The sequence below is a fragment of the Blautia sp. LMAG:36 genome, assembly GCF_008680535.1.
Lineage (GTDB): Bacteria > Bacillota > Clostridia > Lachnospirales > Lachnospiraceae > Blautia_A > Blautia_A fusiformis.
In genome coordinates, this window is the sequence record NZ_NALB01000005.1 from 130,361 (window position 1) to 154,755 (window position 24,395).

General features: G+C 44.5%; 18 protein-coding genes. 13 read left to right on the forward strand and 5 right to left on the reverse strand.

What is annotated here, in order from left to right:
- Nucleotides 1–2 precede the first annotated feature (2 nt).
- Nucleotides 3–1,028: a tRNA preQ1(34) S-adenosylmethionine ribosyltransferase-isomerase QueA gene (gene queA, locus CCC17_RS06625; protein ID WP_129974522.1), complete on the forward strand. Its 1,026-nt coding sequence runs from the start codon at nt 3–5 to the stop codon at nt 1,026–1,028.
- A 103-nt stretch (nt 1,029–1,131) separates the two neighbouring features.
- On the opposite strand, the gene CCC17_RS06630 is transcribed toward queA, so the two are convergent.
- Nucleotides 1,132–2,253: a CapA family protein gene (locus CCC17_RS06630; RefSeq protein ID WP_442859770.1), complete on the reverse strand. Its 1,122-nt coding sequence runs from the start codon at nt 2,251–2,253 to the stop codon at nt 1,132–1,134.
- A 348-nt stretch (nt 2,254–2,601) separates the two neighbouring features.
- On the opposite strand from CCC17_RS06630, the gene CCC17_RS06635 reads away from it, so the two are divergent.
- Together CCC17_RS06635 and CCC17_RS06640 are read left to right on the forward strand one after the other, a co-directional pair.
- The gene (locus CCC17_RS06635) at nt 2,602–3,447 is read left to right on the forward strand and encodes a deoxyribonuclease IV (protein WP_186582299.1); all 846 of its coding nucleotides are present in this window, start codon (nt 2,602–2,604) and stop codon (nt 3,445–3,447) included.
- Between the two features lie 3 nt (nt 3,448–3,450).
- Nucleotides 3,451–3,987: a ribonuclease domain-containing protein gene (locus tag CCC17_RS06640; protein WP_215638347.1), complete on the forward strand. Its 537-nt coding sequence runs from the start codon at nt 3,451–3,453 to the stop codon at nt 3,985–3,987.
- Between the two features lie 82 nt (nt 3,988–4,069).
- Here the strand turns inward: CCC17_RS06640 and CCC17_RS06645 are convergent, their stop codons facing one another.
- The 3 genes from CCC17_RS06645 to CCC17_RS06655 all read right to left on the reverse strand — a co-directional run bounded on the left by CCC17_RS06645 (nt 4,070) and on the right by CCC17_RS06655 (nt 7,734).
- A complete protein-coding gene (locus CCC17_RS06645; RefSeq protein ID WP_287082767.1) occupies nt 4,070–5,056 on the reverse strand; it encodes a 2-hydroxyacid dehydrogenase in 987 nt (328 codons plus the stop codon).
- 240 nt (nt 5,057–5,296) lie between these two features.
- The gene (gene aroA / locus CCC17_RS06650) at nt 5,297–6,571 is read right to left on the reverse strand and encodes a 3-phosphoshikimate 1-carboxyvinyltransferase (RefSeq protein WP_173775430.1); all 1,275 of its coding nucleotides are present in this window, start codon (nt 6,569–6,571) and stop codon (nt 5,297–5,299) included.
- A gap of 71 nt (nt 6,572–6,642) precedes the next feature.
- Nucleotides 6,643–7,734 (reverse strand): prephenate dehydrogenase, encoded by a 1,092-nt coding sequence (locus CCC17_RS06655; RefSeq protein ID WP_287082768.1) that lies wholly within the window; start codon nt 7,732–7,734, stop codon nt 6,643–6,645.
- 404 nt (nt 7,735–8,138) lie between these two features.
- On the opposite strand from CCC17_RS06655, the gene CCC17_RS06660 reads away from it, so the two are divergent.
- The 6 genes from CCC17_RS06660 to CCC17_RS06685 all read left to right on the forward strand — a co-directional run bounded on the left by CCC17_RS06660 (nt 8,139) and on the right by CCC17_RS06685 (nt 16,335).
- Nucleotides 8,139–8,861, forward strand: a complete 723-nt coding sequence (locus CCC17_RS06660; protein ID WP_015525208.1) for a phosphatase — start codon at nt 8,139–8,141, stop codon at nt 8,859–8,861.
- A 149-nt stretch (nt 8,862–9,010) separates the two neighbouring features.
- Nucleotides 9,011–11,101 (forward strand): elongation factor G, encoded by a 2,091-nt coding sequence (locus CCC17_RS06665; RefSeq protein ID WP_287082769.1) that lies wholly within the window; start codon nt 9,011–9,013, stop codon nt 11,099–11,101.
- 158 nt (nt 11,102–11,259) lie between these two features.
- Complete coding sequence (locus CCC17_RS06670) at nt 11,260–11,430, forward strand: hypothetical protein (protein ID WP_015525206.1); 171 nt, start codon at nt 11,260–11,262, stop codon at nt 11,428–11,430.
- A complete protein-coding gene (locus CCC17_RS06675) occupies nt 11,427–12,434 on the forward strand; it encodes a LacI family DNA-binding transcriptional regulator (RefSeq protein WP_118515381.1) in 1,008 nt (335 codons plus the stop codon). The genes CCC17_RS06670 and CCC17_RS06675 overlap by 4 nt, the downstream gene beginning before the upstream one ends.
- 218 nt (nt 12,435–12,652) lie before the next feature.
- On the forward strand, nt 12,653–14,329 hold the full coding sequence (locus tag CCC17_RS06680; RefSeq protein WP_287082771.1) for a glycoside hydrolase family 13 protein: 1,677 nt from the start codon (nt 12,653–12,655) through the stop codon (nt 14,327–14,329).
- 14 nt (nt 14,330–14,343) lie between these two features.
- The gene (locus tag CCC17_RS06685) at nt 14,344–16,335 is read left to right on the forward strand and encodes a glycoside hydrolase family 31 protein (RefSeq protein WP_022426496.1); all 1,992 of its coding nucleotides are present in this window, start codon (nt 14,344–14,346) and stop codon (nt 16,333–16,335) included.
- 217 nt (nt 16,336–16,552) lie between these two features.
- Here CCC17_RS06685 and CCC17_RS06690 read toward each other — a convergent pair whose 3' ends face one another.
- Nucleotides 16,553–17,782 carry a dicarboxylate/amino acid:cation symporter gene (locus tag CCC17_RS06690; RefSeq protein ID WP_021652635.1) on the reverse strand — a complete coding sequence of 410 codons (1,230 nt, stop codon included), beginning with the start codon at nt 17,780–17,782 and terminating at the stop codon, nt 16,553–16,555.
- 253 nt (nt 17,783–18,035) lie between these two features.
- Between CCC17_RS06690 and leuS the strand changes: the two genes are divergently transcribed.
- The 4 genes from leuS to CCC17_RS06710 all read left to right on the forward strand — a co-directional run bounded on the left by leuS (nt 18,036) and on the right by CCC17_RS06710 (nt 24,270).
- On the forward strand, nt 18,036–20,453 hold the full coding sequence (gene leuS, locus CCC17_RS06695) for a leucine--tRNA ligase (RefSeq protein WP_021652634.1): 2,418 nt from the start codon (nt 18,036–18,038) through the stop codon (nt 20,451–20,453).
- 342 nt (nt 20,454–20,795) lie between these two features.
- Entirely contained in the window at nt 20,796–22,157 is a 1,362-nt protein-coding gene (locus CCC17_RS06700; protein ID WP_178016165.1) for a radical SAM protein, read from the forward strand.
- A 91-nt stretch (nt 22,158–22,248) separates the two neighbouring features.
- Nucleotides 22,249–22,905 carry a TVP38/TMEM64 family protein gene (locus tag CCC17_RS06705; RefSeq protein WP_287082773.1) on the forward strand — a complete coding sequence of 219 codons (657 nt, stop codon included), beginning with the start codon at nt 22,249–22,251 and terminating at the stop codon, nt 22,903–22,905.
- A gap of 78 nt (nt 22,906–22,983) precedes the next feature.
- Entirely contained in the window at nt 22,984–24,270 is a 1,287-nt protein-coding gene (locus CCC17_RS06710; protein WP_287082774.1) for a chloride channel protein, read from the forward strand.
- Nucleotides 24,271–24,395: the final 125 nt, after the last annotated feature.

A 24,395-nucleotide genomic window follows, 5' to 3' on the forward strand; every position in this document is an offset into this window, starting at 1 on the left:
TTATGAAAACATCAGATTTTTATTATGATCTGCCGCAGGAACTGATCGCTCAGGATCCGCTGGAGGACAGAAGCTCTTCCAGACTGATGCATCTGTCCCTGAAAGATGGAAGTATTGAACATCGTCATTTTACCGATATACTGGATTACCTGCATAAGGGAGACTGCCTTGTGATCAATGATACCAAGGTTATCCCGGCACGTCTTTATGGTCACAAGGAAGAAACTGGAGCACTGATCGAGATCCTGCTTCTGAAACGCCGCGAAAATGATATCTGGGAGTGTCTTGTAAAGCCGGGAAAAAAAGCACGTCCCGGTGCAAAGATCACTTTTGGTGACGGTATCCTGAAGGGTGAGATCATTGATATTGTAGATGAGGGAAACCGCTTGATCCAGTTCCATTATGAGGGGATTTTTGAAGAAATCCTGGATCAGTTGGGAGAAATGCCGCTGCCGCCGTACATTACCCACAAGCTGAAGGATAAGAACCGTTATCAGACTGTATATGCAAAGAATGAGGGATCTGCTGCCGCACCTACCGCAGGACTTCACTTCACGCCGGAGCTTCTTGAGAAGGTAAAGGAGAAGGGTGTGAATATTGCACATGTAACTTTACATGTAGGTCTCGGAACCTTCCGCCCGGTAAAGGTAGATGATGTAGAAAAGCACCACATGCACTCGGAGTTTTATATTGTGGAAGAAGATCAGGCAAAATTGATCAATGATACAAAGAAAAACGGTGGAAGAGTGATTTCTGTGGGAACTACCAGCTGCCGTACCCTGGAGTCCGCAACCGGAGAGGACGGAATCGTGAAGGCCGGAAGCGGATGGACAGAGATCTTTATCTATCCTGGTTATAAATTCAAAGCTATCGATGGACTGATCACCAATTTCCATCTGCCGGAGTCCACGCTTCTGATGTTGGTTTCAGCCCTTGCCGGAAAAGAACATATTATGGCTGCTTATGAGGAAGCTGTGAAGGAAAGATATCGTTTCTTCAGTTTTGGAGATGCGATGATGATCGAATAAGATCTAAAATTACTTTTTATATAAATAATATCCCAACGGATCGCAGCATGGAAACATGCATTATCACAGGATCTGTTGGGATATTATTTTTTGGTTATTCTATTTATTCTTCACTGTCAGAGCCTTCCGATGTAGCGGATGAAGAATCCGCGGCAGGAATCGCAGCACTGCGTTCCTCTATCTTGGATTTGATCCTGGATGCCTCATCTCCGGATGCAGGAGTTGGCTGGTAGTTGTTGTAGCCATCTGCGGAAGAAATAGAGCAGGGAATGATATTGGTCACGTTATCAGCCTGTACGCCTTCTGAGGTGATAGTGAAGGTCTGCTGGAAGATCATGGTGTCCATATCACTTGGAGAGCTGTTTCCTCCAAAACAGAAATTGCCAAGACTGTAGACGATGTTTTTTCCTTTATAGGTTTCGATTCCCTGGAGTACATGCGGATGATGGCCACATACCAGATCTGCACCTTCATCGATAGCAAGACGGCCAAGGGTCATCTGATTGGTATCAGGAACTGTTTCAGTCTCATTGCCCCAGTGGAAGATCACAACTATAAGCTCTGCTCCATCTGCTTTGACCTTTGCGATATTATCTTTCAGCTGCTGTTCGCGTCCAAGATGATCCTTCAGCTCGTAAATTCCGACAAGACCAACTTTGATCCCCTTGATGTCCATAACTGCAGTATCATCATAACCGAAGTGTGTAATGCCCGCATTGTCCAGAGCAGTCAGAGTATCCGTGTAGCTCTGCTCTCCGTAATCGTGGCTGTGATTGTTTGCAGTGTTTACGGCTTCAACGGAACCGCTGGTGAGTATCTGAGCATATTCGGCGGGTGCTTTAAATGCAAAGGTTTTATCTTCTCTGGCATCGGAATCAGTGAGAGTTCCTTCAAAATTGGCAATTGTCAGGTCATCTGCCTCAAAGATGCTTTTTACATTTTTAAAGAAATAATCTTTGCCGTTGTTATCGTAGCATGCGTTCAGACTTGTGTCATAATCAAAGGTCTCATCGGTACCCAACGTGCAGTCCCCGACTACGCTGAGCGTCAGTGAAACGGGATCTTTCACAGCAGCTTCTTCTTTTGCCTTTTTTGCGGCCTCCTCTTCCTGGGCCTTTTGCAAAGCGGCGGCTTCTGCAGCTTTCCGGGAAGAAATGCATGCACGTGCGGAAAAAATGATCACAAGAACAAGTATGATCAGGATCCCGCCAGCTGCAAGAAACATTTTCTGACGGCGTACCTGGTAATATCTGGATTTTTTGCTGATGTCATTCTTGTGAGTCCCGGTGGAATGTGAACGGGAATTACGGGATGCAGAACCAGAATGTTTCCGCCGTGCTTCTCGTGCTTTGGCGGCTTCTCTGCGTGCCTGCTCCGGATCATGGCCATGAGGCGGCCGCCTTCGATTGTCGTTTGCCATTCTTTCTCTCCTTCATATGTAAAGATATCTTTATTATAGAAAGAATGGTAAGTATTGTAAAGAAAGAATCGCGGACTTTTCAGAAAAAGAAGTTTTTGATATAATAGTTAGGCCAAAAGGCAGAAATATAAACTACAGGGAGCTGGTGCTGATATGGTATTATATATCGGAAATCATACAAGTTCGTCCAAAGGCTATGCTGCCATGGGACGTCAGATGCTGAAAAACGGCGGAAATACGTTCGCTTTTTTTACCCGAAATCCCAGAGGAGGCAAGGCAAAAGAGATCGATCCCGCAGATGTGGAAAGATTTCTGGAGCTTTCCAGGGAAAATCATTTTGGAAAGCTGGTGGCACATGCACCGTATACCATGAATGCCTGTGCCGCAAAAGAAAATCTGAGAGATTTTGCAAGAGAGATCATGGCAGATGATCTGAAACGTATGGAATATACACCGGGAAATTATTATAATTTTCACCCGGGCAGTCATGTAGGGCAGGGAACTGAGACGGGAATTACCAAAATTGCGGAAATCCTCAATGATGTCCTTACAGAAGAACAGAGTACGACCGTCCTTCTGGAAACTATGTCCGGCAAGGGTTCAGAAGTAGGAGCAACGTTTCAGGAACTTCGTGATATCATTGACAGGGTGGAAAAAAATAATAAACTGGGTGTTTGCCTGGATACCTGTCATGTATGGGATGGCGGTTATGATATTGTCCATGATCTGGATGGTGTTCTTGATGAGTTTGACCGGGTGATCGGCCTTTCCAGATTGAAGGCTGTTCATCTTAACGACAGTATAAACGGACTGGGCAGTCATAAGGATCGTCATGCAAAGATCGGTGAAGGTCAGATCGGCCTGGATGCACTTGTGAATGTGGTGTGCCATCCGGCTCTTGAGGGAATTCCCTTTATTCTGGAGACACCAAATGATGATGAAGGATGGAAAAGAGAAATTTCACTTTTACGAGAACGATATTCCATGAAAGGAGATTGATCCATGAAAAAGTTCAGATATTTTATCCTGGTGCTTGCCGGGGTGGCAGCGATGATGCTGGGAGGCTGCAAAGATAAGGAAAAATACGACGAATCCGCTTTTCAGGATGACCTGGAACCTTTGAGTGAGGATGAAGTGGAGGCCATGGACCAGAATGGTGACGATGAGATGGCAGTAGCTGATGAAAGCGACCTGGAGCAGCTGCAGGATTCTGAAAATGCTGCAGGAGCAGGAGATACAGATGGGTCCGATTCATCGGATGCAGCAGACTCGCAGAGCGAAAAGAAACTGGATGAAAATGGCACTTATACAGATAAAGATGAAGTGGCCCAGTATATTTATGAGTATGGCCATGTACCCTCCAATCTGACTGCTGCAGACTATGATAATGCAGACAGTATGCTTCCGGTAGAGGATGGCGTAACCTATCAGCAGTGCAGCCTTGATGATGCAGGGAAACAGAAGCTGATCTTCACTCAGGATGCAAAGCGCATTTATTACACAGACGATGACGGACAGTCTTTTGACGAGATCTATTAAAATCAAAAGAACAAAATAAGACCCCCGGATACAGATAAACGATCAGTATCCGGGGGATTTTGCATGTCAGGTCTGAGACTGATCAGTGGACCAGATTTTTCATTTCAGCTCCATCCATAAAAGCTTTTGCGTTTTCCAGGGTTGTCTCCGCAATATTGGTCAGTGCTTCTACCGTAAAGAATCCCTGATGTGAGGTCATGGTCACATTTGGGAAGGACAGAAGACGCTGGATCGTGGAAGTAGGAAGAATGCTGCTTGACATGTCTTCATATACATATGCAGATTCTTCTTCGTAAACATCCAGACCAACGGCGAAGAATTTGTGATCACGGATACCTGCGATCAGGTCATCGGTTTTGATCAGTCCGCCTCTGGAGGTGTTTACAAGGATCACACCATCTTTCATTTTTGCAATCGTTTCGGAGTTGATCAGATGCTCTGTTTCCGGAGTCATCGGACAGTGCAGACTGATCAGATCACTGGTGGAAAGGAGTTCGTCCAGTGAAACATACTCCAGAAAGTCAAGATTTTTATTAGGGAAAAGATCATAAGCAATTACTTTCATGCCAAAGCCACGACAGATTTTTGCCATTGCCTGACCGATTTTTCCGGTGCCGATGATGCCGGCAGTTTTCTGATAAAAGTTAACGCCCATGAGACCGTTCAGTGCAAAGTTATTTTCGCGGCATTTGATATATGCCTTGTGGGTGTGCCGGTTGGCGGTAAGGGCCAGTGCCATGGCGTGTTCGGCAACTGCTTCCGGAGAATAACCGGGAACACGTGCCACCTGGATCCCACATTTTGTTGTAGTTTCCAGATCAACATTATTGTATCCGGCACAGCGCATCAGGATCAGTTTTACACCCTGGCGGTGAAGCTCCTCAATGACCGGTGCGCCGAGATCTGCATTTACAAATGCACAGATGGCATCGTAGCCGTGGGCAAGAGCTGCGGTTTCTTCATGGATATTTGCTTCAATGAATTTAATTTCAATACCTGGATAAGATGGAAGCAGCTTCTCAAAAAATTCCCTATCGTAGCTCTTGGTGTCGTAAAACAAAATTTTCATAATCGTTGCTCCTCTCTGGAAATAATTATTTTCCGAAAAAATAATACCATAATAGTAGGAATTTGGAAAGTGGGAAAAACGATAAAATTTATCAAAAAAATGGTTTCATTTTGGAATTATGATATCCATAATAAATAAAAATTATACGAAATACAAAAAAAGAGAGCATTTTATGCACTGTCATCTGATGGAACAGACGCTGTGATACATGAAAATGCTCTCTGTCTGGATATGAGATAATTATTCTGCCAGACTATAAAGATCGGAATAGAATTCCGGATAGGAGATGTTGACACATTCTCCATTTTTGATGGAAAGAGTTCCCTCACAAAGCAGTCCTGCTACTGCAAAAGACATGGCTACACGGTGATCCAGATGAGAATCGATCTCTGCGCCATGAAGGGCTTTTCCACCATGAATGATCATGCCATCTTCGGTTTCCTGGATATCTGCGCCCATTTTCCGAAGATTTTCCGTCATAACCTGGATGCGGTCGGACTCTTTGACACGAAGCTCCTGTGCATCCCGGATAACAGTGGTTCCTTCTGCAAAAGCTGCCATAACGGCGATCATCGGAAGTTCATCGATCAGAGTAGGAATGATCGCGCCTTCTATTGTGGTCCCGTGAAGCGCAGAGGAGCGGATCAGAAGATCGGCAGTAGGTTCGCCCTCTGTGGTTTCATTGAGAAGAGTGATATCTGCTCCCATGGCCCTGCATACACGGAGGATGCCGTCACGGGTCGGGTTGATCCCCACATTTTTCAGAAGTATCTCACTGTTGGGAACAAGAAGACCTGCTGCGATAAAATAAGCTGCAGAAGAGATATCTCCCGGAACCAGGATCTCACGTCCGTAAAGAGATGGGTCCGGTTTGATGGATGCTGTTGTTCCCTCTGCGGTTACATTGGCACCAAAGTAATTCAGCATGATCTCCGTGTGATTTCTGGAAAGGACCGGCTCTGTTACACGGGTAATACCGTCAGAGTACATTCCGGCAAGAAGTACGCAGGATTTTACCTGGGCAGATGCTACCGGAGAATTGTAGTGGATGGCATGGAGCTTTTTTCCGGAGATCTTAAGCGGTGCGCATCCGTTTCCGTTGAGACTTATGATATCGGCACCCATTTGGGAAAGCGGAGTCATGATCCGTTTCATAGGGCGTTTCTGGATGGAAGCATCGCCGGTAAGCTCTGATACAAAGTCCTGTCCTGCAAGGATCCCGGAGATGAGGCGGGTGGTAGTGCCGCTGTTGCCGACGTCAAGAGTCTCTGACGGAGCACTGAGACCATGGAGACCTTTTCCGTGGACCAGGATCTCTCCTTCTGTATTTTCAATGTTAATACCCATTTTCCGAAAACAGGAAATAGTGGAGAGACAGTCTGCACCCTCCAGAAAATTTGTGATTTTGGTAGTGCCTTCTGCAAGAGAGCCGAACATGACAGCTCTGTGAGAAATGGATTTATCTCCGGGAATGGCAAGAGAGCCGGATAATTTTTTTGCTTTTTTGATTTCCATATTAGTACCTGCCTGTATTGTTATTTTTGAAATACATGGCAGCAGATCGGATATCTGCTGCCGTTTATATATCAGCGTTCGCAGATCTTGTAATTACGTTTTGTAAGAAGCACTTTAGCCTGCTCCAGAGCTGCGTCTGTATAAAATTCGATCTTCAGAACGCCATCTTCAAATTCTCGGTTGTGGATAATACCGATATTTTTGATGCTGACCTTTTCTGTTGCAAGGATGGTTGCGATGGTTGCAATGGCACCGGCCTCATCTGCCACATCGATATAAAGGACATAGGAGCGGGGGATCAGGCTGTTGTCTACAATGTCAATGGAGTCACGGTAATCCTTGGAGCTTGCAAACATGTCAAAGATGTTGTCAGCTTCTTTGTTGTCAATGGAACAGCGGATCTGGATCAGCATACGGATAAATTCATCCAAAACCGTGGAAATGTTTTTCTGATTTTCCAGACAGATCTGTTCCCACATAACCGGTGAAGAAGAGGCAATACGTGTGATATCACGGAAACCGCCGGCTGCGATCATTTTCATATACTGGGCGTCGTTATCCAGAAGATTTACAAGATTTACAAGAGCGGAGGCTACGATATGAGGAAGGTGGCTGACTCCTGCCGTGATGAAATCATGTTCTTCTGCAGTGATAACAAGGGGGATCGCACCAAGAGAGGAGATCAGTTCTGTGAAATCAGAAATCTTTTCCAAAGCAACTTCTCCTCCCGGAGTGATGATATAATAAGCATTTTCCAGAAGATGATCACTGGAATTGGAAAAACCGCTGCGTTCGGAGCCTGCCATAGGATGACCGCCGATGAAGCGTCCTTCAAGTCCGAGCTCGGTTACTTTTTCGTGGATAACACTTTTTACACTGCCTACATCTGTGAGGATACAGTTCTTTCCAAGAGAATCTTTGATCTTTTCCATGTATTCCACATTGAATTCTACAGGTGCACAGAGAAAAAGATAATCACAGTTATATAACTGCTCATCGTCAATATCACAGATCCCGTTGATCACGTTTAAACTGACTGCCTCTGCCAGAGAACTTCTGTCTTTGTCAAAGGCAAGCAGGCGATAATCCGGGTGAAATTTTCGTATGGTTCTGGCAATGGAGCCGCCGATCAGTCCAAGGCCGATAAAACCTATGGTTTTCATAGTACTTCAGAGTCCTTTCAGGTTACTTTTTACTTTTATTCTTTAATAGTGTAAATCACGACTATATTGTAAAAGAAAGTGTGAAAAATGTCAACAAATGTTAGCGGAAACAGGAAGGCCATTTTTATAGTTGTTTACCGTAATGTTTTGCGAACAGGGAAGAGTAATAGAAAGTTACTGTTCATTGGTAATATTCCGCGAGGTGTTTTTTGTGAGCGAAGGTCACGGAAAACCCGAGACATACCGCGCGAATTTATGCGATCAGCATAAATTCTGTGCATCGCGAAGCGTGTTGCTGAGAACGGAGTAAACAGTAACAATAGAAAAAGGCTTGAGAAATCGGAGATTTCGGACGTATAATATAATAAGAAAAAAACAATATAAGATACAGAGGAGAATTTATCATGAAATATCAGTCAGTTATGGATCTTCACACACATACCGTAGCCAGCGGACATGCATACTGCACACTTCGCGAGATGGCCAGGGCTGCTTCCGATAAAGGCCTTGAACTCCTGGGAATCACAGAGCATGCACCGAAAATGCCCGGAACCTGTCATAAGTTTTATTTCCAGAATATAAAGGTAGTACCCCGTGAAATGTATGGAATCCAGCTGCTTCTGGGTTCGGAGGTAAATATCCTGGATGCGGCGGGAACGGTAGATCTTGAGCAGAAAACCCTGGAGAAGCTGGACGTGGTCATTGCAAGTCTTCATGTTCCATGCATCAGACCAGGCAGCAGACAGGAGAATACGGAGGCCTATCTTAATGCTATGAAGAATCCGTGTGTCAATATCATCGGACATCCGGATGACGGAAGATACGAGGTTGACTATGAGGCGCTTGTACAGGGAGCCAGAGAATACGGTAAAGTCCTGGAGCTGAACAATCACTCCATGGACCCTGACTGTAACCGTGAGAATGCAGTGGAGAATGATACCATCATGCTGGAATACTGCAAAAAATATCGGGTACCTGTGGTTATGGACAGTGATGCCCATTTTGATCTTCTGATCGGGGAATTTGATCTTGCCAGAGACCTTCTGACTAAACTGGATTTTCCGGAAGAGCTGGTACTGAACCGTTCTGTGGATGCCGTGAAAAAGTATGTAAACCGGAAATTCTGAAAGATAGACGACTGTTCTGTATTAATTGACGGTAATACGAAAAACTTTCTGAAAAAAAGTTGTCAAAATTGAATAAAATACTTGAAATTTGCATGGAAATTTAGTAAAATGTGAACATATTAAGTAAGACAAACAGGGAGGTATTACATATGGACGTTTTCAGAACAGACCGAATCAGAAATGTAGTCCTATTAGGTCATGGTGGCGCAGGCAAAACAACACTGGCTGAGGCAATGGCTTATCTGGCAGGTATGACAAGCAGACTCGGACGTGTTGAGGATGGCAATACTGTCAGCGATTATGACAAGGAAGAAATAAAGAGACATTTTTCCATCACAACTTCTCTGATCCCGGTACCATGGGACAAGGTGAAGGTAAATGTACTGGATACTCCCGGATACTTCGATTTTGTGGGAGAAGTTGAGGAGGCAGTCAGTGCTGCAGATGCAGCGATCATCGTTGTTTCCGGTAAGGCCGGTGTTCAGGTAGGAACACAGAAAGCATGGAATCTCTGCGAGAAATATAAGCTTCCGCGAATGATCTTTGTTACAGATATGGACGTGGATGATGTCAGCTATCGTGAGGTCGTGGAAGAGCTGACAGAGCTGTACGGCAAGAGGATCGCTCCTCTTCATTTCCCGATCCGTGAGGATGGTAAGTTTGTAGGTTATGTCAATGTTGTGAAGCAGGCAGGAAGAAGATATATTGACAAGGCCGGCAAGGAAGAATGCCCGGTTCCGGATTATCTGACAGAATATCTTGAGAAATATCATGAAACTCTGATGGAGTCTGTTGCAGAGACAAGCGAAGAGTTTATGGATCGTTATTTCGAGGGAGATACCTTCTCCGTAGCAGAGGTTTCCGCAGCTATTGCAACCAATGTACAGGATGGAAGTATTGTTCCGGTATGCATGGGATCACCAGTGAACCTTCGCGGTGTATCTAACCTTCTGGATGATATCTGCGGTTACTTCCCAAGCCCAAGCGGACGTTCCTGCAATGGTATCGCACAGAAGACTAACGAGATCTTTGAGGCCAATTATGACTTTGCCAAGGCAAAATCTGCCTATGTATTTAAGACCATCGCAGATCCGTTCCTTGGTAAATATTCTCTGATCAAGGTATGCTCCGGTGTGCTGAAATCCGATGATACACTTCTTAATGTAGAGAAGGGAACAGAGGAGCGTGTAAACAAGCTTTATGTCATGGAAGGTTCCAAACCGATCGAAGTTCCGGAGCTTTTTGCAGGGGATATCGGTGCCATCGCCAAGCTTGGCAGTGTACAGACCGGTGACAGCCTTGCAACCAAGGCGAATCCGATCCTTTATCCAAAGGCTATACTTTCCACGCCATATACATACAAGAGATTTAAGGCAGTGAAGAAGGGTGACGAGGATAAGATCGCACAATCCCTTGCCAAGATGATGACAGAGGACAGAACATTGAAGGTTGTCAATGACAGTGCAAACCGTCAGAGTCTGATCTACGGTATGGGTGATCAGCATCTGGATATCGTTGTCAGCAAGCTGAAGGAGCGCTATAAAGTGGATGTGGAGCTTTCCAAACCGAAGGTTCCGTTCCGTGAAACACTTCGTAAGAATTCAGATGTGGAAGGCAAACATAAGAAACAGTCCGGCGGACACGGACAGTATGGCCACGTTAAGATGCGCTTTGAGCCATCTGGTGATCTGGAGACACCTTATGTATTTGAGCAGGTAGTTGTAGGTGGTGCAGTTCCGAAGAACTACTTCCCGGCTGTTGAGAAGGGACTTCAGGAATGTGTTCTGAAGGGACCTCTGGCTGCATATCCAGTCGTTGGTGTGAAGGCAACCCTTTACGATGGATCTTATCATCCGGTAGATTCTTCTGAGATGGCATTTAAGATGGCAACTATCCTTGCCTTCAAGAAGGGCTTTATGGAAGCTTCTCCTGTACTTCTTGAGCCGATCATCTCCATGAAGGTTACAGTTCCGGATAAATATACCGGTGATGTTATGGGAGATCTGAACAAGAGACGTGGTCGTGTTCTCGGAATGAATCCGGATCACGAAGGAAATACCATCATTGAGGCAGATGTTCCGCTTCTTGAGATTTATGGTTATTCCACAGTCCTTCGTTCCATGACCGGTGGAAGCGGAGATTTCTCCTATGAATTTGCACGCTATGAGCAGGCTCCTAATGATATCCAGGAGAAAGAGATCGCGGCACGCGCAAGCAAGATTGACAGTGCTGACGAATAAACAGAGAGATCCTTTAAGGCAGAATAAAGAGTTGACAGGCTGCAGCATTTGCTGTAGCCTGTTTTTAGGTGCATTTGAAAATAAGCAGTCAGAGAAACGAATTGTGCTCATACAGGTTATTGAAGCATGAGCAAAAAGAAAAGAGAGAGGACAAAAAAATGTTAGTATGTGATTATATCGTGGAACAGATTGACGGAGATTATGCACATCTGAAGCGTGTGGATCAGCCGGAGGAGGAACTGAAAGTGGTTGCCAGAGCATTACTTCCGGCAGAAATCTATGAGGGCTGTGAGCTTCATTATGAGCTGATGCAGTATTCAATGAAATGATAAGGCTGCAGGATATCGCGGATATGGCAGGTGTCAGTCGTACAACCGTATCTAATGTGATCAATGGAAATACAAAACGGGTTTCACAGAGCACCATTGACCGGATCACGGCGATCCTGAAGGAGCAGAATTATGTTCCCCACATGGGATCTGTGATGCTATCCGGACACGGCTCAAGGATCATTGGAGTGGTTCTTGGTTTTTCCTTCATTCATGGTATGCAGTCTCTGCAGGATTCTTTTGTGGGAGAGATCACCGGAACGCTGCAGGTCGAAGCAGAAAACAGAGGCTATTATATTATGCTCATTGGCGGTGAACGGATCGATAATGTGGTAGATATGGCATCCCGTTGGAATGTGGAAGGTCTTATCATTATAGGGTATAACGAAGAACAGTATCATCAGCTTTCCAGAAAGCTGAATAAAAAAATGGTATTGATCGATGCCTATCCGAAGGGCGGATATAGCTTTCAGAATGTAGGAGTGGATGATTATTCCGGCGGATATCAGATCGGGGAATATCTGTATTCCTGTGGATACCACCGGGCACTTTTTGTTGCGGAAACAGAGCAGGACAGTGATTATGCCAGATGGCTTGGATTCAAACAGGCTATGGAAAAAAATGGCGGCTTCTGCAGCCGCTCCCGCTATGTGGTGGTTCCCCAGGAACCCCGGCGCAGACTGAAAAAATATGAAGAGCTGCTGCCTCATTTTCTGGAGACAAAAGCACTGGCATTTTCTTCGGATTACACAGCTGTGGAGGCCATCAATTTTTTTACAGACAAGGGAATCCGGATTCCGGATCAGATTTCCATTACCGGCTTTGATGATAATTTTTATGCGCAGATCGTCAGGCCAAAGCTGACCACTATTCATCAGGATATTCATCAGAAAGCAGTTCTGGCCCTGCGGAAGCTGCTTCTTATGGCAGAGGGAAAGGAACCTGCTGAAAAAAATGTAAAAAGCCCTGTCTGGCTTGTAAAGAGAGATTCTGTAAAAGAGTAGCAGGATCTCTTTTTTTTATGTTGTGATGACTTTTCCTGGCGCCTTTCCGGAATGTGGTGGGAATTCTTTCGCCGGACAGCAGTGCTTTATTGTTAAAACTGCATAAAAAAAACAGAAAAGTTTGGCAGTAATTTAAGTTTCACGAGAAACCTGTTGATTTTAAAGGGTGGATAGGATATGCTGATTTCAGAATAAACAGAAAAAGGAGGCCATTTATCATGAAAAAAAGTTGGTGGAAAGAAAGTGTGGTATATCAGATCTACCCGAGAAGTTTTAAGGACAGCAACGGAGACGGAATTGGTGATATTCCCGGGATTATAGAAAAACTGGACTATCTGAAAGAACTGGGAGTAAATGTTCTCTGGATCTCACCCATGCTGGAATCTCCGCAGGATGACAATGGCTATGATATTTCCGATTATCGTAGGATCTATAAAGAATATGGAACTATGGAGGATTATGAAAAACTTCTTGAAGAAGCGCATAAACGGGGCATTAAGATCCTCATGGATCTGGTCGTAAACCATACTTCCGACGAACACAACTGGTTTATTGAAAGCAGGAAATCCAAAGATAATCCTTACAGGGATTACTATATCTGGAGAGAGCCGGTGAATGGAAAAGAACCGAATAACTGGGGAAGTGTATTCGGAGGACCTGCATGGGAGTATGATCCTCAGACAGAGATGTATTATCTTCACCTGTTTTCCAGAAAACAGCCGGATCTGAACTGGGAAAATGAAAAGGTCCGTCAGGAAGTTTATGATATGATGAATTTCTGGTGTGAAAAAGGAATCGACGGTTTCCGAATGGACGTGATCAGCATGATCTCCAAGGATCAGTCATATCCGGATGGAGAAATGAACGGAGGATTATACGGTGATTTCGGTCCTTACTGCGTCCATGGCCCGAGGATCCATGAGTTTCTTCAGGAAATGAACAGAGAGGTTTTATCCCGATATGATGTGATGACAGTTGGAGAAACCTCCGGTGTGACTATCGAAGAGGCACAGAAATATGCAGGTGAGGACAGGAATGAGCTGAACATGGTGTTTCAGTTTGAGCATGTAGAGGGACAGGGATCAGAACATGGTAAATGGACTACCGAGAAATACGATTTCCAGGAATTTAAAAAGGTTATGATCAAATGGCAGGAAGAGCTTGCGGGAAAAGCATGGAACAGTCTGTTTCTTGGAAATCATGACCAGCCAAGAAGTGTTTCCAGATTTGGAAATGATAATCCGGCATACAGGGAAACTTCAGCCAAGATGCTGGCAACCTGTCTTCATATGATGCAGGGAACTCCTTATGTTTATCAGGGAGAAGAGCTTGGAATGACCAATGCTTATTTTACAGAGCTTAAGGATTATCGTGATATCGAGAGTATTCAGTATTTCCATGAATATACAGAAGCAGGTATTTATACACCGGAATATATGATGAAGTGCCTGATGCTGAGAGGACGTGACAATGCCAGAACACCAATGCAGTGGGAGGATTCTCATCAGGCCGGCTTTACGGAGGGAACGCCATGGATCAGGGTAAACTCTAATTATAAGGAGATCAATGCGAAGCAGCAGCTTTCAGATCCGAATTCTATTTTCCATTATTATCAGAAGCTGATCCGTTTAAGAAAAGAAAAACCGGTGATCGTTTACGGTGTTTTTGAGGCACTTTACAGAGATCATGATCAGATTTTTGCATATACCAGAACCCTTGAGGGAGAGAAGCTTCTCACAGTCTGCAATTTCAGTGAGCATGTGGCAGAAATGGAAATTCCGGAAGAATTTCAGAAAAATGCAGAATGTCTGATCACAAATCTTGGAAGAAAGGATTTTGGAAAGAAAGTGGTCCTGAAACCTTATGAGGCATTTGTTCTTTACAGAAATCTGTAACAGGAGAGGGAAAAATGATAAAAAAATATGTATATGGAGAGCCCTTTGAGACTGAGGCACTGACAGAAAACATTGAGACAGCAGAAGGAAAGCCAGGATATGGAGAAATCTGTGCAGAAGATGGATTTTCTTTTACTTATATCATGGATGAAGAGGATATCGTCTACGGATTGGGAGAATCCAACCGCGGTATCAACAAGAGAGGATTCATTTACACCAGTAACTGTACCGATGATCCGGAGCATACAGAGGATAAACATTCCCTGTACGGTGCACATAATCTTATCATTGTGTCCGGAAAAGAAACCTTTGGAATGTTTTTTGACTATCCGGCGGCGATCACCTTTGACATTGGCTATACCAGAATGGATACCATGAAGGTAACCTGCGAAAATGCAGACCTGAAGCTTTATGTGATCGAAGGGGAGAGTCCCTATGATATTGTAAAGCAGTTCCGTCATGTGATCGGAAGAAGCTATATCCCGCCGAAATTTGCCTTTGGATTTGGCCAGAGCAGATGGGGCTATACTACAAAAGAGGATTTCCGGAAGGTTGCAGCTGGATATCGTGAAAATCATATTCCTATTGATATGATCTATATGGATATTGATTATATGCAGTCTTATAAGGACTTTACATTAAGTGAAGAGAATTTTCAGGATTTTCCGGAATTCGTAAAGGAACTGAAGGATCAGGATATCCGTCTGATCCCGATCATCGATGCCGGCGTCAAGGTAGAGCCGGGATACGATGTTTATGAGGAGGGTGTTAAAAACCGCTATTTCTGCCAGAGAGAGGACGGCAGTGATTTTGTAGCTGCTGTATGGCCGGGGGATACTCATTTTCCGGATGTATTGAACAAAGATGCCAGAAAATGGTTCGGTGACAAATACCGTTTCCTGATCGAGAAGGGAATCGACGGTTTCTGGAACGATATGAATGAGCCGGCGATCTTCTATTCCACAGAGGGAATGAAAGAGGTCAAAGAGCTTGCAGGAGAATTTGCAAAAGATACGGAAGGAAAGATCCATATCTGGAAGATGCAGAGTGCACTTCGCAATGTTGCAAACAATCCGGAAGATTATCGGAGATTTTACCATAATGTGGATGGCAGAAAGATCCGCCATGACAAAGTCCATAACCTGTTTGGCTACAATATGACCAGAGCAGCAGGGGAGGCTTTTGAACGGATCGATCCGGAAAAACGTTTTCTGATGTTCTCCAGATCATCCTATATTGGTATGCATCGTTATGGTGGGATCTGGACCGGCGATAATAAATCCTGGTGGGCTCATATCCTTTTGAACCTGAAGATGATGCCATCTCTGAATATGTGTGGTTTCCTGTATGCAGGAGCAGATCTGGGTGGATTTGGCGCTGATACAACAAGAGAACTGCTGCTTCGTTTCCTGGCACTTGGAGTATTCACACCGCTGATGCGTGATCATACAGCGATCGGTACCAGAGAGCAGGAATGCTACCAGTTTGAAAATGTGGAAGATTTCCGTCATGTGATCGGTGTAAGATATCGTCTTATTCCATATCTTTACAGTGAATATATGAAGGCGGCTCTGAACGATGATATGTATTTCCGGCCGTTGGGCTTTGTTTATCCGGAGGATAAGATTGCTGTACATGTGGAAGACCAGCTGCTTCTTGGAAATGAGATCATGATCGCTCCGGTTTATGAACAGAACGCAAGAGGCCGTTATGTATATCTTCCGGAGGAGATGAAGTTTGTGAAATTCCTTCCGGATGGAACCATTGCAGAGGAGATCCTTGAAAAGGGTGTTCATTATGTAGAGGTGGCACTGAATGAGATTCCATTGTTTATCCGGAAGGGAAAATGTATTCCGGTTGCAGAAGCAGCGGAATGTGTGGCAGCTCTGGATACAAAAAATATGCAGCTTCTCGGATATGAAGGTGCGGAGTATACCTTATATGAGGACGATGGGGTCCATAAGGATTACGACAGAGAAGAAAATTACCGTGTTCTGAAAAAATAAAGTCAGCAAAATGAAATATAAATTTCTGTGTTACATCATTTGCGTTAAACAGTATAAAGAATACAGGATGTGAACAGTTGATAAACAGAAAAGCCGTAAGTATATGTGAAAGTTTCTTAAACATATATCTTACGGCTTTTGCTATTGCTGCTTTACATAAAATATTTTATGTAAAGTAATTCGCATTCTGTTTAAATAACACTTCAGAAAGATTTGTTTATGCTTCTTCCTCAATCTGGATAACATTTTTCAGTACAGAGCAGCATGCCATGTCACCGATAACATTGACACAGGTGGCGCCCATATCACAGAGGGTATTGATGCTGATATAAACACCAAGAACTCCGGCAGGAAGTCCGGCCATAGTTGCCAGTGCTGCGAAAGATGCGATAGCACCACCGGGAACACCTGGAGTACCAACGGAAAGCAGTACGTTTGCAAGAAGGATAATGATCATAAGAGGAATACTTACATGGATCCCGCAGGCGTTTGCAAAGAACATGATCATAAAGGACATCAGGATAGATACAGCATCCATATTAACGGTAGCACCAAGAGGAATGGCGATGCTGGTGATCTGGTTGGATACGCCCATTTCTTCTTCCATACACTGCTTGCTTAATGGAATGGTTGCGGAGCTTGAGCAGGTTCCGAAGGCGTTCAGTGCTGCTGGCAGGATCGCTTTCAGGAATTTCAGCGGACTCTGTTTGCCGATCAGCTTTACAGAGAGACCGTACACTACAATAGCGAAGCCAAAGAATGCCACATACAGAATGACAAGCTGTGTTGCAAGGGAAATGATCGTTTCAGTTCCGTTGGCTTCCACAACCGGTACGATGGTACAGAAAACACCGATGGGTGTAAAGTACATGATGGTTGTGATGATCTTCAGGCATACTTCATTGATGGAATCAATCAGATTCAGGAATGGAGTTCCTTTTTCACCGACTGCGATCAGTGTGAAACCGATGATCAGGGCAAACACCAGAACCTGGAGCATGTTTCCGTCAGCAAATGCGGCGATTGGGTTGGAAGGGATCAGGTTTTTCAGGGTGTCAAGGATACTGCTCATTTCTGTAGCCTGGATATCGGCTGTTGCCATCTCAAATTTGACTCCCTTTCCGAGATGGATCAGTCTCGGGATGATCAGTCCGCACAGGCTGGCAAGTGCCGTTGTGCAGAGAAAATAGATCATGGATGCTGCAGTGATCTTGCCGGTAGTACGTGCGTTTCCGATGGAACAGATTCCAATGACAATGGAACAGAAGACCATGGGAAAGATCATCATGTTCAGGGCGTTCATGTAGATACTTCCGATCAGACTGGTCACAGTGAGGACAGGTTCAAACCGTCCGGCCAGGAAAAGTCCTGTGAGGATACCCAGGATCAGTCCTGTAAAGATCGCACCGGTAATATGCTTCCGGTACCAGGAATAAAAAGATTTCATTTATGCGTTCCCTCCTAAGATAAATATGTATGGTATGTATAATATAGGAAAATACATGCAGGAAATTATATCATGTGAAAAAAGAAGCGTCAACTAAACCAGGCCAGGATTGCAGGTTCATGTATATTTTGATGGAAAAGGGCTGTTTTTGGATTTTTGTTTGACAAATACATCATAAGTAGTTAAAATTAATAGCAGTGTGTGAAAGCATTAAAGTATTAATACTGAGTAATTTGTCAGGAGGAATAAAAAAATGGCTGCACCTTATAACCATAGAGCCATCGAAGCGAAATGGCGCACAAACTGGGAGAAAAAGCCGGTAAATGTCAATGATGGCAAGAAACCGAAATACTACTGTCTGGATATGTTCCCGTATCCGTCCGGAAACGGTCTTCATGTAGGACACTGGAGAGGCTATGTGATCTCTGATGTATGGAGCCGCTATAAAATGCTTCAGGGTTATTACCTGATCCATCCGATGGGATGGGACGCTTTTGGTCTCCCGGCTGAGAATTATGCCATCAAGATGGGTGTTCATCCGGCAGTATCTACAGCAGCAAACATCAAAAATATCAAACGTCAGATCAACGATATCGCAGCGATCTATGACTGGGATATGGAGGTTAACACAACAGATCCGGAATTCTATAAATGGACACAGTGGATCTTTGTAAAAATGTTCAAAGAGGGGCTTGCATATGAGAAGGAGTTCCCGATCAACTGGTGCCCTTCCTGTAAGACAGGTCTTGCAAATGAAGAGGTTGTAAACGGATGCTGCGAGCGTTGTGGCACTCCGGTTACCAAAAAGAACCTCCGTCAGTGGATGCTCCGCATCACAAAATATGCAGACAGACTTTTAAGTGATCTGGATAAACTGGACTGGCCGGAGAAGGTTAAAAAGATGCAGACAGACTGGATCGGCAAATCCTACGGCGCAGAGGTCGATTTCCCGGTTGAGGGAAGAGAAGAGAAGATCACGGTCTATACAACAAGACCGGATACTCTTCATGGAGCAACATTCATGGTACTTGCACCGGAGCATGCTCTTGCAAAATCTCTTGCAACAGACGAGACAAGAGAGGCTGTAGAGAAATATATCTTTGATGCTTCCATGAAATCCAATGTAGACCGTCTTCAGGATAAAGAGAAGACCGGTGTGTTCACAGGTACTTATGCGATCAATCCGCTGAACGGCGAGAAGCTTCCAATCTGGCTTTCTGACTATGTACTTGCTGATTATGGTACAGGTGCTATCATGTGTGTACCTGCTCATGATGACCGTGACTTTGAGTTCGCAAAGAAATTCGATATTCCGATCATCCAGGTTATCGCAAAAGATGGTAAAGAAATTCAGAATATGACAGAAGCTTACACAGAGGCTTCCGGAACCATGATCAACTCCGGTGAGTGGAACGGAATGGAATCTTCCGTACTGAAGAAGGAAGCACCGCATATCATCGAGAAGCTGGGTATCGGACGTAAGACTGTCAACTACAAACTGAGAGACTGGGTATTTTCCCGCCAGCGTTACTGGGGTGAGCCGATCCCGATCGTACACTGCCCGAAATGCGGTGCGGTACCGGTACCGGAGGATCAGCTTCCGTTAAGACTTCCGGAGGTAGAAAGCTACCAGCCGACAGGAACCGGAGAGTCACCGCTTGCAGCTATTGACGAGTGGGTAAATACCACATGCCCATGCTGTGGTGCTCCTGCAAAACGTGAGACAAACACCATGCCTCAGTGGGCAGGATCTTCCTGGTATTTCCTCCGTTATGTAGATAATAAGAATAATAAAGAACTGGTTTCCAAAGAGAAAGCTGATAAATATCTGCCGGTAGATATGTATATCGGTGGTGTAGAGCATGCTGTTCTTCATCTTCTGTACTCCAGATTCTACACCAAGTTCCTGTATGATATCGGAGCTATTGATTTCGATGAGCCGTTTGTCAAGCTGTTCAACCAGGGTATGATCACAGGTAAAAACGGAATCAAGATGAGTAAATCCAAAGGAAATGTTATTTCACCGGATGATCTTGTAAATGATTACGGATGTGATTCCTTACGTATGTATGAGCTGTTCGTAGGACCGCCGGAACTGGATGCAGAATGGGATGACAGAGGAATCGATGGTGTATCCAGATTCCTGAAACGTTTCTGGAATCTGGCTCTTGACAGCATTGAGAAAGATATCCCGGCTACCAAAGAGATGGAGAAGACCCGTCATAAGATGGTATACGATATCACCAGCAGACTTGAGGCCTTCAGCCTGAATACCGTAGTGTCCGGATTTATGGAATACACAAACAAGCTGATCGCTATCGCAAAGCAGAATGACGGCGCTGTTGACAAAGAAACCATCGAGACAGTTACCATTCTTCTTGCGCCATTTGTTCCTCATATTGCAGAGGAGATCTGGGAGAAGCTTGGTCATGAGGATTCCATTTTCCATGCACAGTGGCCGGCTCACGATGAGGAGCTTATGAAGGATGATGAGATCGAGGTTCCGGTTCAGATCAACGGCAAGACCAAGGCTGTTATCAGTATTCCGGCAGAAATCTCCAAAGAAGATGCGATTGCCGAAGGAAAGAAGGCAGTTGCAGATAAGATTTCCGGAAATATCATCAAAGAGATTTACGTACCGAAGAAGATCATCAATATCGTAGTAAAGTAATAAGATAAATCAAAAACACCCGAAGCAGGGCGGAAGATATTTCTGCTTTTGCCAGGGTGTTTTTTATATGGATAAACATCGTGAAGTAAGTATGCACAAAAATAACTAATGTTATTTAGAATAAATGCCAATAATATTTAGGCATTTTAACAGATTTGCCTAGTTTTTGGTCATGCCAATTATATTGTCTATTGTTATTCAAATGGAAAAAACGTACAGTAACACCATGAGTCAGGCAAAGATAGCAAGAAAGCTTTGGTACTCGAAATGCAGTGTGACGGAATGAAGATGTCCGTTTAGCTAGATTGCATATTTACATTGAGAGAAATAAGGAGAGATAGTATGAGCGCAATGAACACACTTAAGAAATTCGGACTTGAACAGGCATTTAACTATGTTTATAAAGATCCGGATAAGAATTTTATCAAGATCATGGACTGGGCAGATAAATTTTCCGGTGGTGGATTTCCTACACAGAGAGCAATGATCCGCGAAGCCATTTCTAATCCGGAACATCCGTATTATCCGTTTATTCATAGATTGGTAACTGATATTGATCCGCATGTTATGAAAACTCTGGTTGCAAACTTCTTTATCAATGCAAATCTTGCAGGCTGGAAGAAACAGGATGAATGCCGTGAGAAATATGGCTGTAATATCCCGTGGGCAATCCTTCTTGACCCAACAAGTGCATGTAACCTGCACTGTACAGGATGCTGGGCAGCAGAGTATGGAAACAAGCTGAACCTCACCTACGATGAGATTGATGACATCATCCGCCAGGGTAAGGAGCTTGGCGTTTATATGTATATTTACACAGGCGGAGAGCCACTTGTAAGAAAAAAGGATCTGATCCGTCTTTGCGAGAAACATAATGACTGTATCTTCCTTTCCTTCACAAATGCAACACTGATCGATGAGGATTTTGCAAATGATATGCTTCGGGTAGGAAACTTTGTTCCTGCGATTTCACTGGAAGGATTTGAGACTGCAACAGATGGCAGAAGAGGAAATGGTGTATACCAGAAGGTTATCAAGGCCATCAATCTTCTCAGAGAGAAGAAGCTTGTATTTGGTATCTCTGCATGTTATACGAGTGCAAATTTCGAGTCTATCACATCAGAGGCATTTTACGACAGCCTGATCGATCTTGGAGCGTACTTTATCTGGTATTTCCATTATATGCCGGTTGGAAATGATGCAGCACCGGAGCTGCTTCCTACTCCTGCACAGAGAAGAGAAACCTATGAGCGTATCCGTAAATACCGTGCAACAAAGCCGTTGTTTGCAATGGATTTCCAGAATGATGCAGAGTTTGTGGGAGGATGTATTGCAGGCGGCCGTCGCTATCTGCATATCAATGCAAACGGCGATATCGATCCATGTGTGTTTATCCATTATTCTGATTCCAATATCCGCGAGAAAACACTTCTGGAAGCACTGCAGTCTCCGATGATGATGGCATATCATGACGGACAGCCGTTTAATGACAATATGTACCGTCCATGCCCGATGCTTGAAAATCCGCAGAAGCTGAGAGAAATGGTAGAAAAATCCGGAGCACATTCCACAGATCTTCAGTCACCGGAGAGTGCAGAGCATCTCTGTGCGAAATGTGACCGGTATGCTGAAAACTGGAAGCCGGTAGCAGAGGAAATGTGGAAGGAAGACCAGGAGAGAAAGGCAGCGAAGAAAGGCTGCTGATCCTGAAACTTAAAAAAGCAGAACTTATAAAAGAGCACGGTACCGGAAACAGGTGCCGGTGCTCTTTTTTTGAAAACGGAGGGATCAGACCATGAAAAAAATGATTGATAACATCAGAAAATATCTGCCAGCGGTGCTCCTTCTTGTGCTTCTCCTTTTCTGTATCCGTTATAGAGAGGATCTGTCTGTGGAAAAGATTCTGCGCTATACGCCGAAGGAACCTGTTAAGGCTGCATTGCTTATGCTTGTGTTTTATGCCGTGAAAAGTGTTTCCTTTGTATTCCCCATTGCAGTTTTGCAGCTGGCTGTAGGACATCTGTTTTCTACAGGAACTGCACTTCTGGTGAACTTTCTGGGAAGAGCAGTTACATTGGCGCTTCCTTACTGGATGGGACGTTTTTCCGGCTCTTCCATGGTGGAGAATCTTACTTCCAAATATCCGAAGCTGAAAACAGTGGTGGACTATCAGAACGGAAATCCGCTGTATATCTCTTTTTTTATGAGAACGCTGAATTTTTTGCCCGGGGATGCAGTGAGCCTGTTTCTGGGCGCGGTGAAGATCCCGTTTGAAGTATATATGCTGGGCGGGATGCTGGGAACATTTCCGGGAGTTATCCTAGCCACGATATTTGGAGCAAATATCAAGAATCCCGGATCACCGGCATTCTGGCTTTCCGCAGTGCTTCTTGTGATGATCAGTGTATTCTCGATCCTGATACACAGGCATATTTCCCGGAAGAAAAAATAACAGGGCTTTCTCTTCCTGCTTTTACTGAGAGGAAAAATGTAGTATAATGCAGACAGTAAAGAAAAGAAGGGAAGGAACATGGGGATCGATCATAACAAAAGATTAAAGGAACATTTATATTATTACAGTGCAAGAATCAGCCGGGATATCTCAAATCTGATCAAGTGGCTGGTTCTTGCTGTCATTACAGGATGTATCGTAGGAGCTGCCAGCACACTGTTTTCTTTTACGTTGAAGGCAGTGACCAATTACCGGAAGGCGCATGAATGGATTTTCTTTTTGCTGCCATTATCCGGACTTGTCATTGTATTTTTGTATGAGAAGCTTGGAAAAGAGGATGGAGGGACCAATCAGGTTCTTTCTACCGTGCGTTCCAGAGATGATGTGCCGATCCTTTCTGCGCCTCTGATCTTTATCACAACGGCGCTGACTCATCTTGCCGGTGGTTCTGCGGGACGTGAGGGAGCAGCGATCCAGCTTGGAGGAAGTATTGCCAACCAGCTTGGAAGATGGATCCATCTGGACGAGGAGGACCGTCATGTAATTGTCATGTGCGGCATGAGCGCGGCGTTTTCCGCGCTGTTTGGAACACCGATGGCAGCGGCAGTTTTTGCGCTGGAAGTGGTCAGTGTGGGCGTGATGTATTATGCAGCACTGATGCCGTGTATGATCGCGTCATTGATCGCTTCCGGATTTGCAGCCGGAATGGGAGTCACACCGGAAAGTTTTCATGTGACGGATATTCCGGCACTGACTGTGGAAACTGGCCTGAAAATGGGAGTGATCGCTCTGGGCTGTGCAATTGTCAGCATTATGTTCTGTATTGCGCTGAATGGTGCAGCAGGACTTTATGGCAGATGGTTTAAGAATAAATATGTCAGGGTTGCAGTGGGCGCCTGCCTGGTCATTGTTGTCACCTTTATTCTGAGAACAGATGAATATATGGGCGCTGGTGCGGAGCTTATTGAAAAAGCGGTGGAAAACGGACAGGCGGATACTTTCGCCTTTTTCTGGAAAATGGTGCTTACAGCACTGACTATGCGCGCAGGATTCCGCGGGGGAGAGATCGTACCTTCTTTCTGCATTGGAGCTACCTTTGGCTGTGTGATGGGTAATCTTATGGGAATTTCTCCGTCAATCTGTGCAGCCTGCGGAATGGCAGCAGTTTTCTGCGGTGTGACCAACTGTCCGATCACTTCGATCCTGATCGCTTTTGAAATGTTTGGATTTAAGGGAGTATCCTTCTATCTGATCGCAGTATCTATCAGCTATGCAGCATCGGGATATTATGGCCTTTACAAGGATCAGACCATTGTGTACTCCAAATATAAAGCAAAATATGTGAACCGACATACCAGATTTTGATATAGAACGAAATGTGAAGGGGTGTGTATACTGGCATAATATCTTATGGAATACCGCATAGACATGGCTGGAAAATATCTGGACATCTGCGAAAATCTGATGTAATATATTAAACGTTAGTATTT

Coding starts and splice junctions, on each gene's coding strand:
- queA (WP_129974522.1), top strand. CDS start 3: ATGAAAACATCAGATTTTTATTATGATCTGCCGCAGGAACTGATCGCT.
- CCC17_RS06630 (WP_442859770.1), bottom strand. CDS start 2,253: ATGTTTCTTGCAGCTGGCGGGATCCTGATCATACTTGTTCTTGTGATC.
- CCC17_RS06635 (WP_186582299.1), top strand. CDS start 2,602: ATGGTATTATATATCGGAAATCATACAAGTTCGTCCAAAGGCTATGCT.
- CCC17_RS06640 (WP_215638347.1), top strand. CDS start 3,451: ATGAAAAAGTTCAGATATTTTATCCTGGTGCTTGCCGGGGTGGCAGCG.
- CCC17_RS06645 (WP_287082767.1), bottom strand. CDS start 5,056: ATGAAAATTTTGTTTTACGACACCAAGAGCTACGATAGGGAATTTTTT.
- aroA (WP_173775430.1), bottom strand. CDS start 6,571: ATGGAAATCAAAAAAGCAAAAAAATTATCCGGCTCTCTTGCCATTCCC.
- CCC17_RS06655 (WP_287082768.1), bottom strand. CDS start 7,734: ATGAAAACCATAGGTTTTATCGGCCTTGGACTGATCGGCGGCTCCATT.
- CCC17_RS06660 (WP_015525208.1), top strand. CDS start 8,139: ATGAAATATCAGTCAGTTATGGATCTTCACACACATACCGTAGCCAGC.
- CCC17_RS06665 (WP_287082769.1), top strand. CDS start 9,011: ATGGACGTTTTCAGAACAGACCGAATCAGAAATGTAGTCCTATTAGGT.
- CCC17_RS06670 (WP_015525206.1), top strand. CDS start 11,260: ATGTTAGTATGTGATTATATCGTGGAACAGATTGACGGAGATTATGCA.
- CCC17_RS06675 (WP_118515381.1), top strand. CDS start 11,427: ATGATAAGGCTGCAGGATATCGCGGATATGGCAGGTGTCAGTCGTACA.
- CCC17_RS06680 (WP_287082771.1), top strand. CDS start 12,653: ATGAAAAAAAGTTGGTGGAAAGAAAGTGTGGTATATCAGATCTACCCG.
- CCC17_RS06685 (WP_022426496.1), top strand. CDS start 14,344: ATGATAAAAAAATATGTATATGGAGAGCCCTTTGAGACTGAGGCACTG.
- CCC17_RS06690 (WP_021652635.1), bottom strand. CDS start 17,782: ATGAAATCTTTTTATTCCTGGTACCGGAAGCATATTACCGGTGCGATC.
- leuS (WP_021652634.1), top strand. CDS start 18,036: ATGGCTGCACCTTATAACCATAGAGCCATCGAAGCGAAATGGCGCACA.
- CCC17_RS06700 (WP_178016165.1), top strand. CDS start 20,796: ATGAGCGCAATGAACACACTTAAGAAATTCGGACTTGAACAGGCATTT.
- CCC17_RS06705 (WP_287082773.1), top strand. CDS start 22,249: ATGAAAAAAATGATTGATAACATCAGAAAATATCTGCCAGCGGTGCTC.
- CCC17_RS06710 (WP_287082774.1), top strand. CDS start 22,984: ATGGGGATCGATCATAACAAAAGATTAAAGGAACATTTATATTATTAC.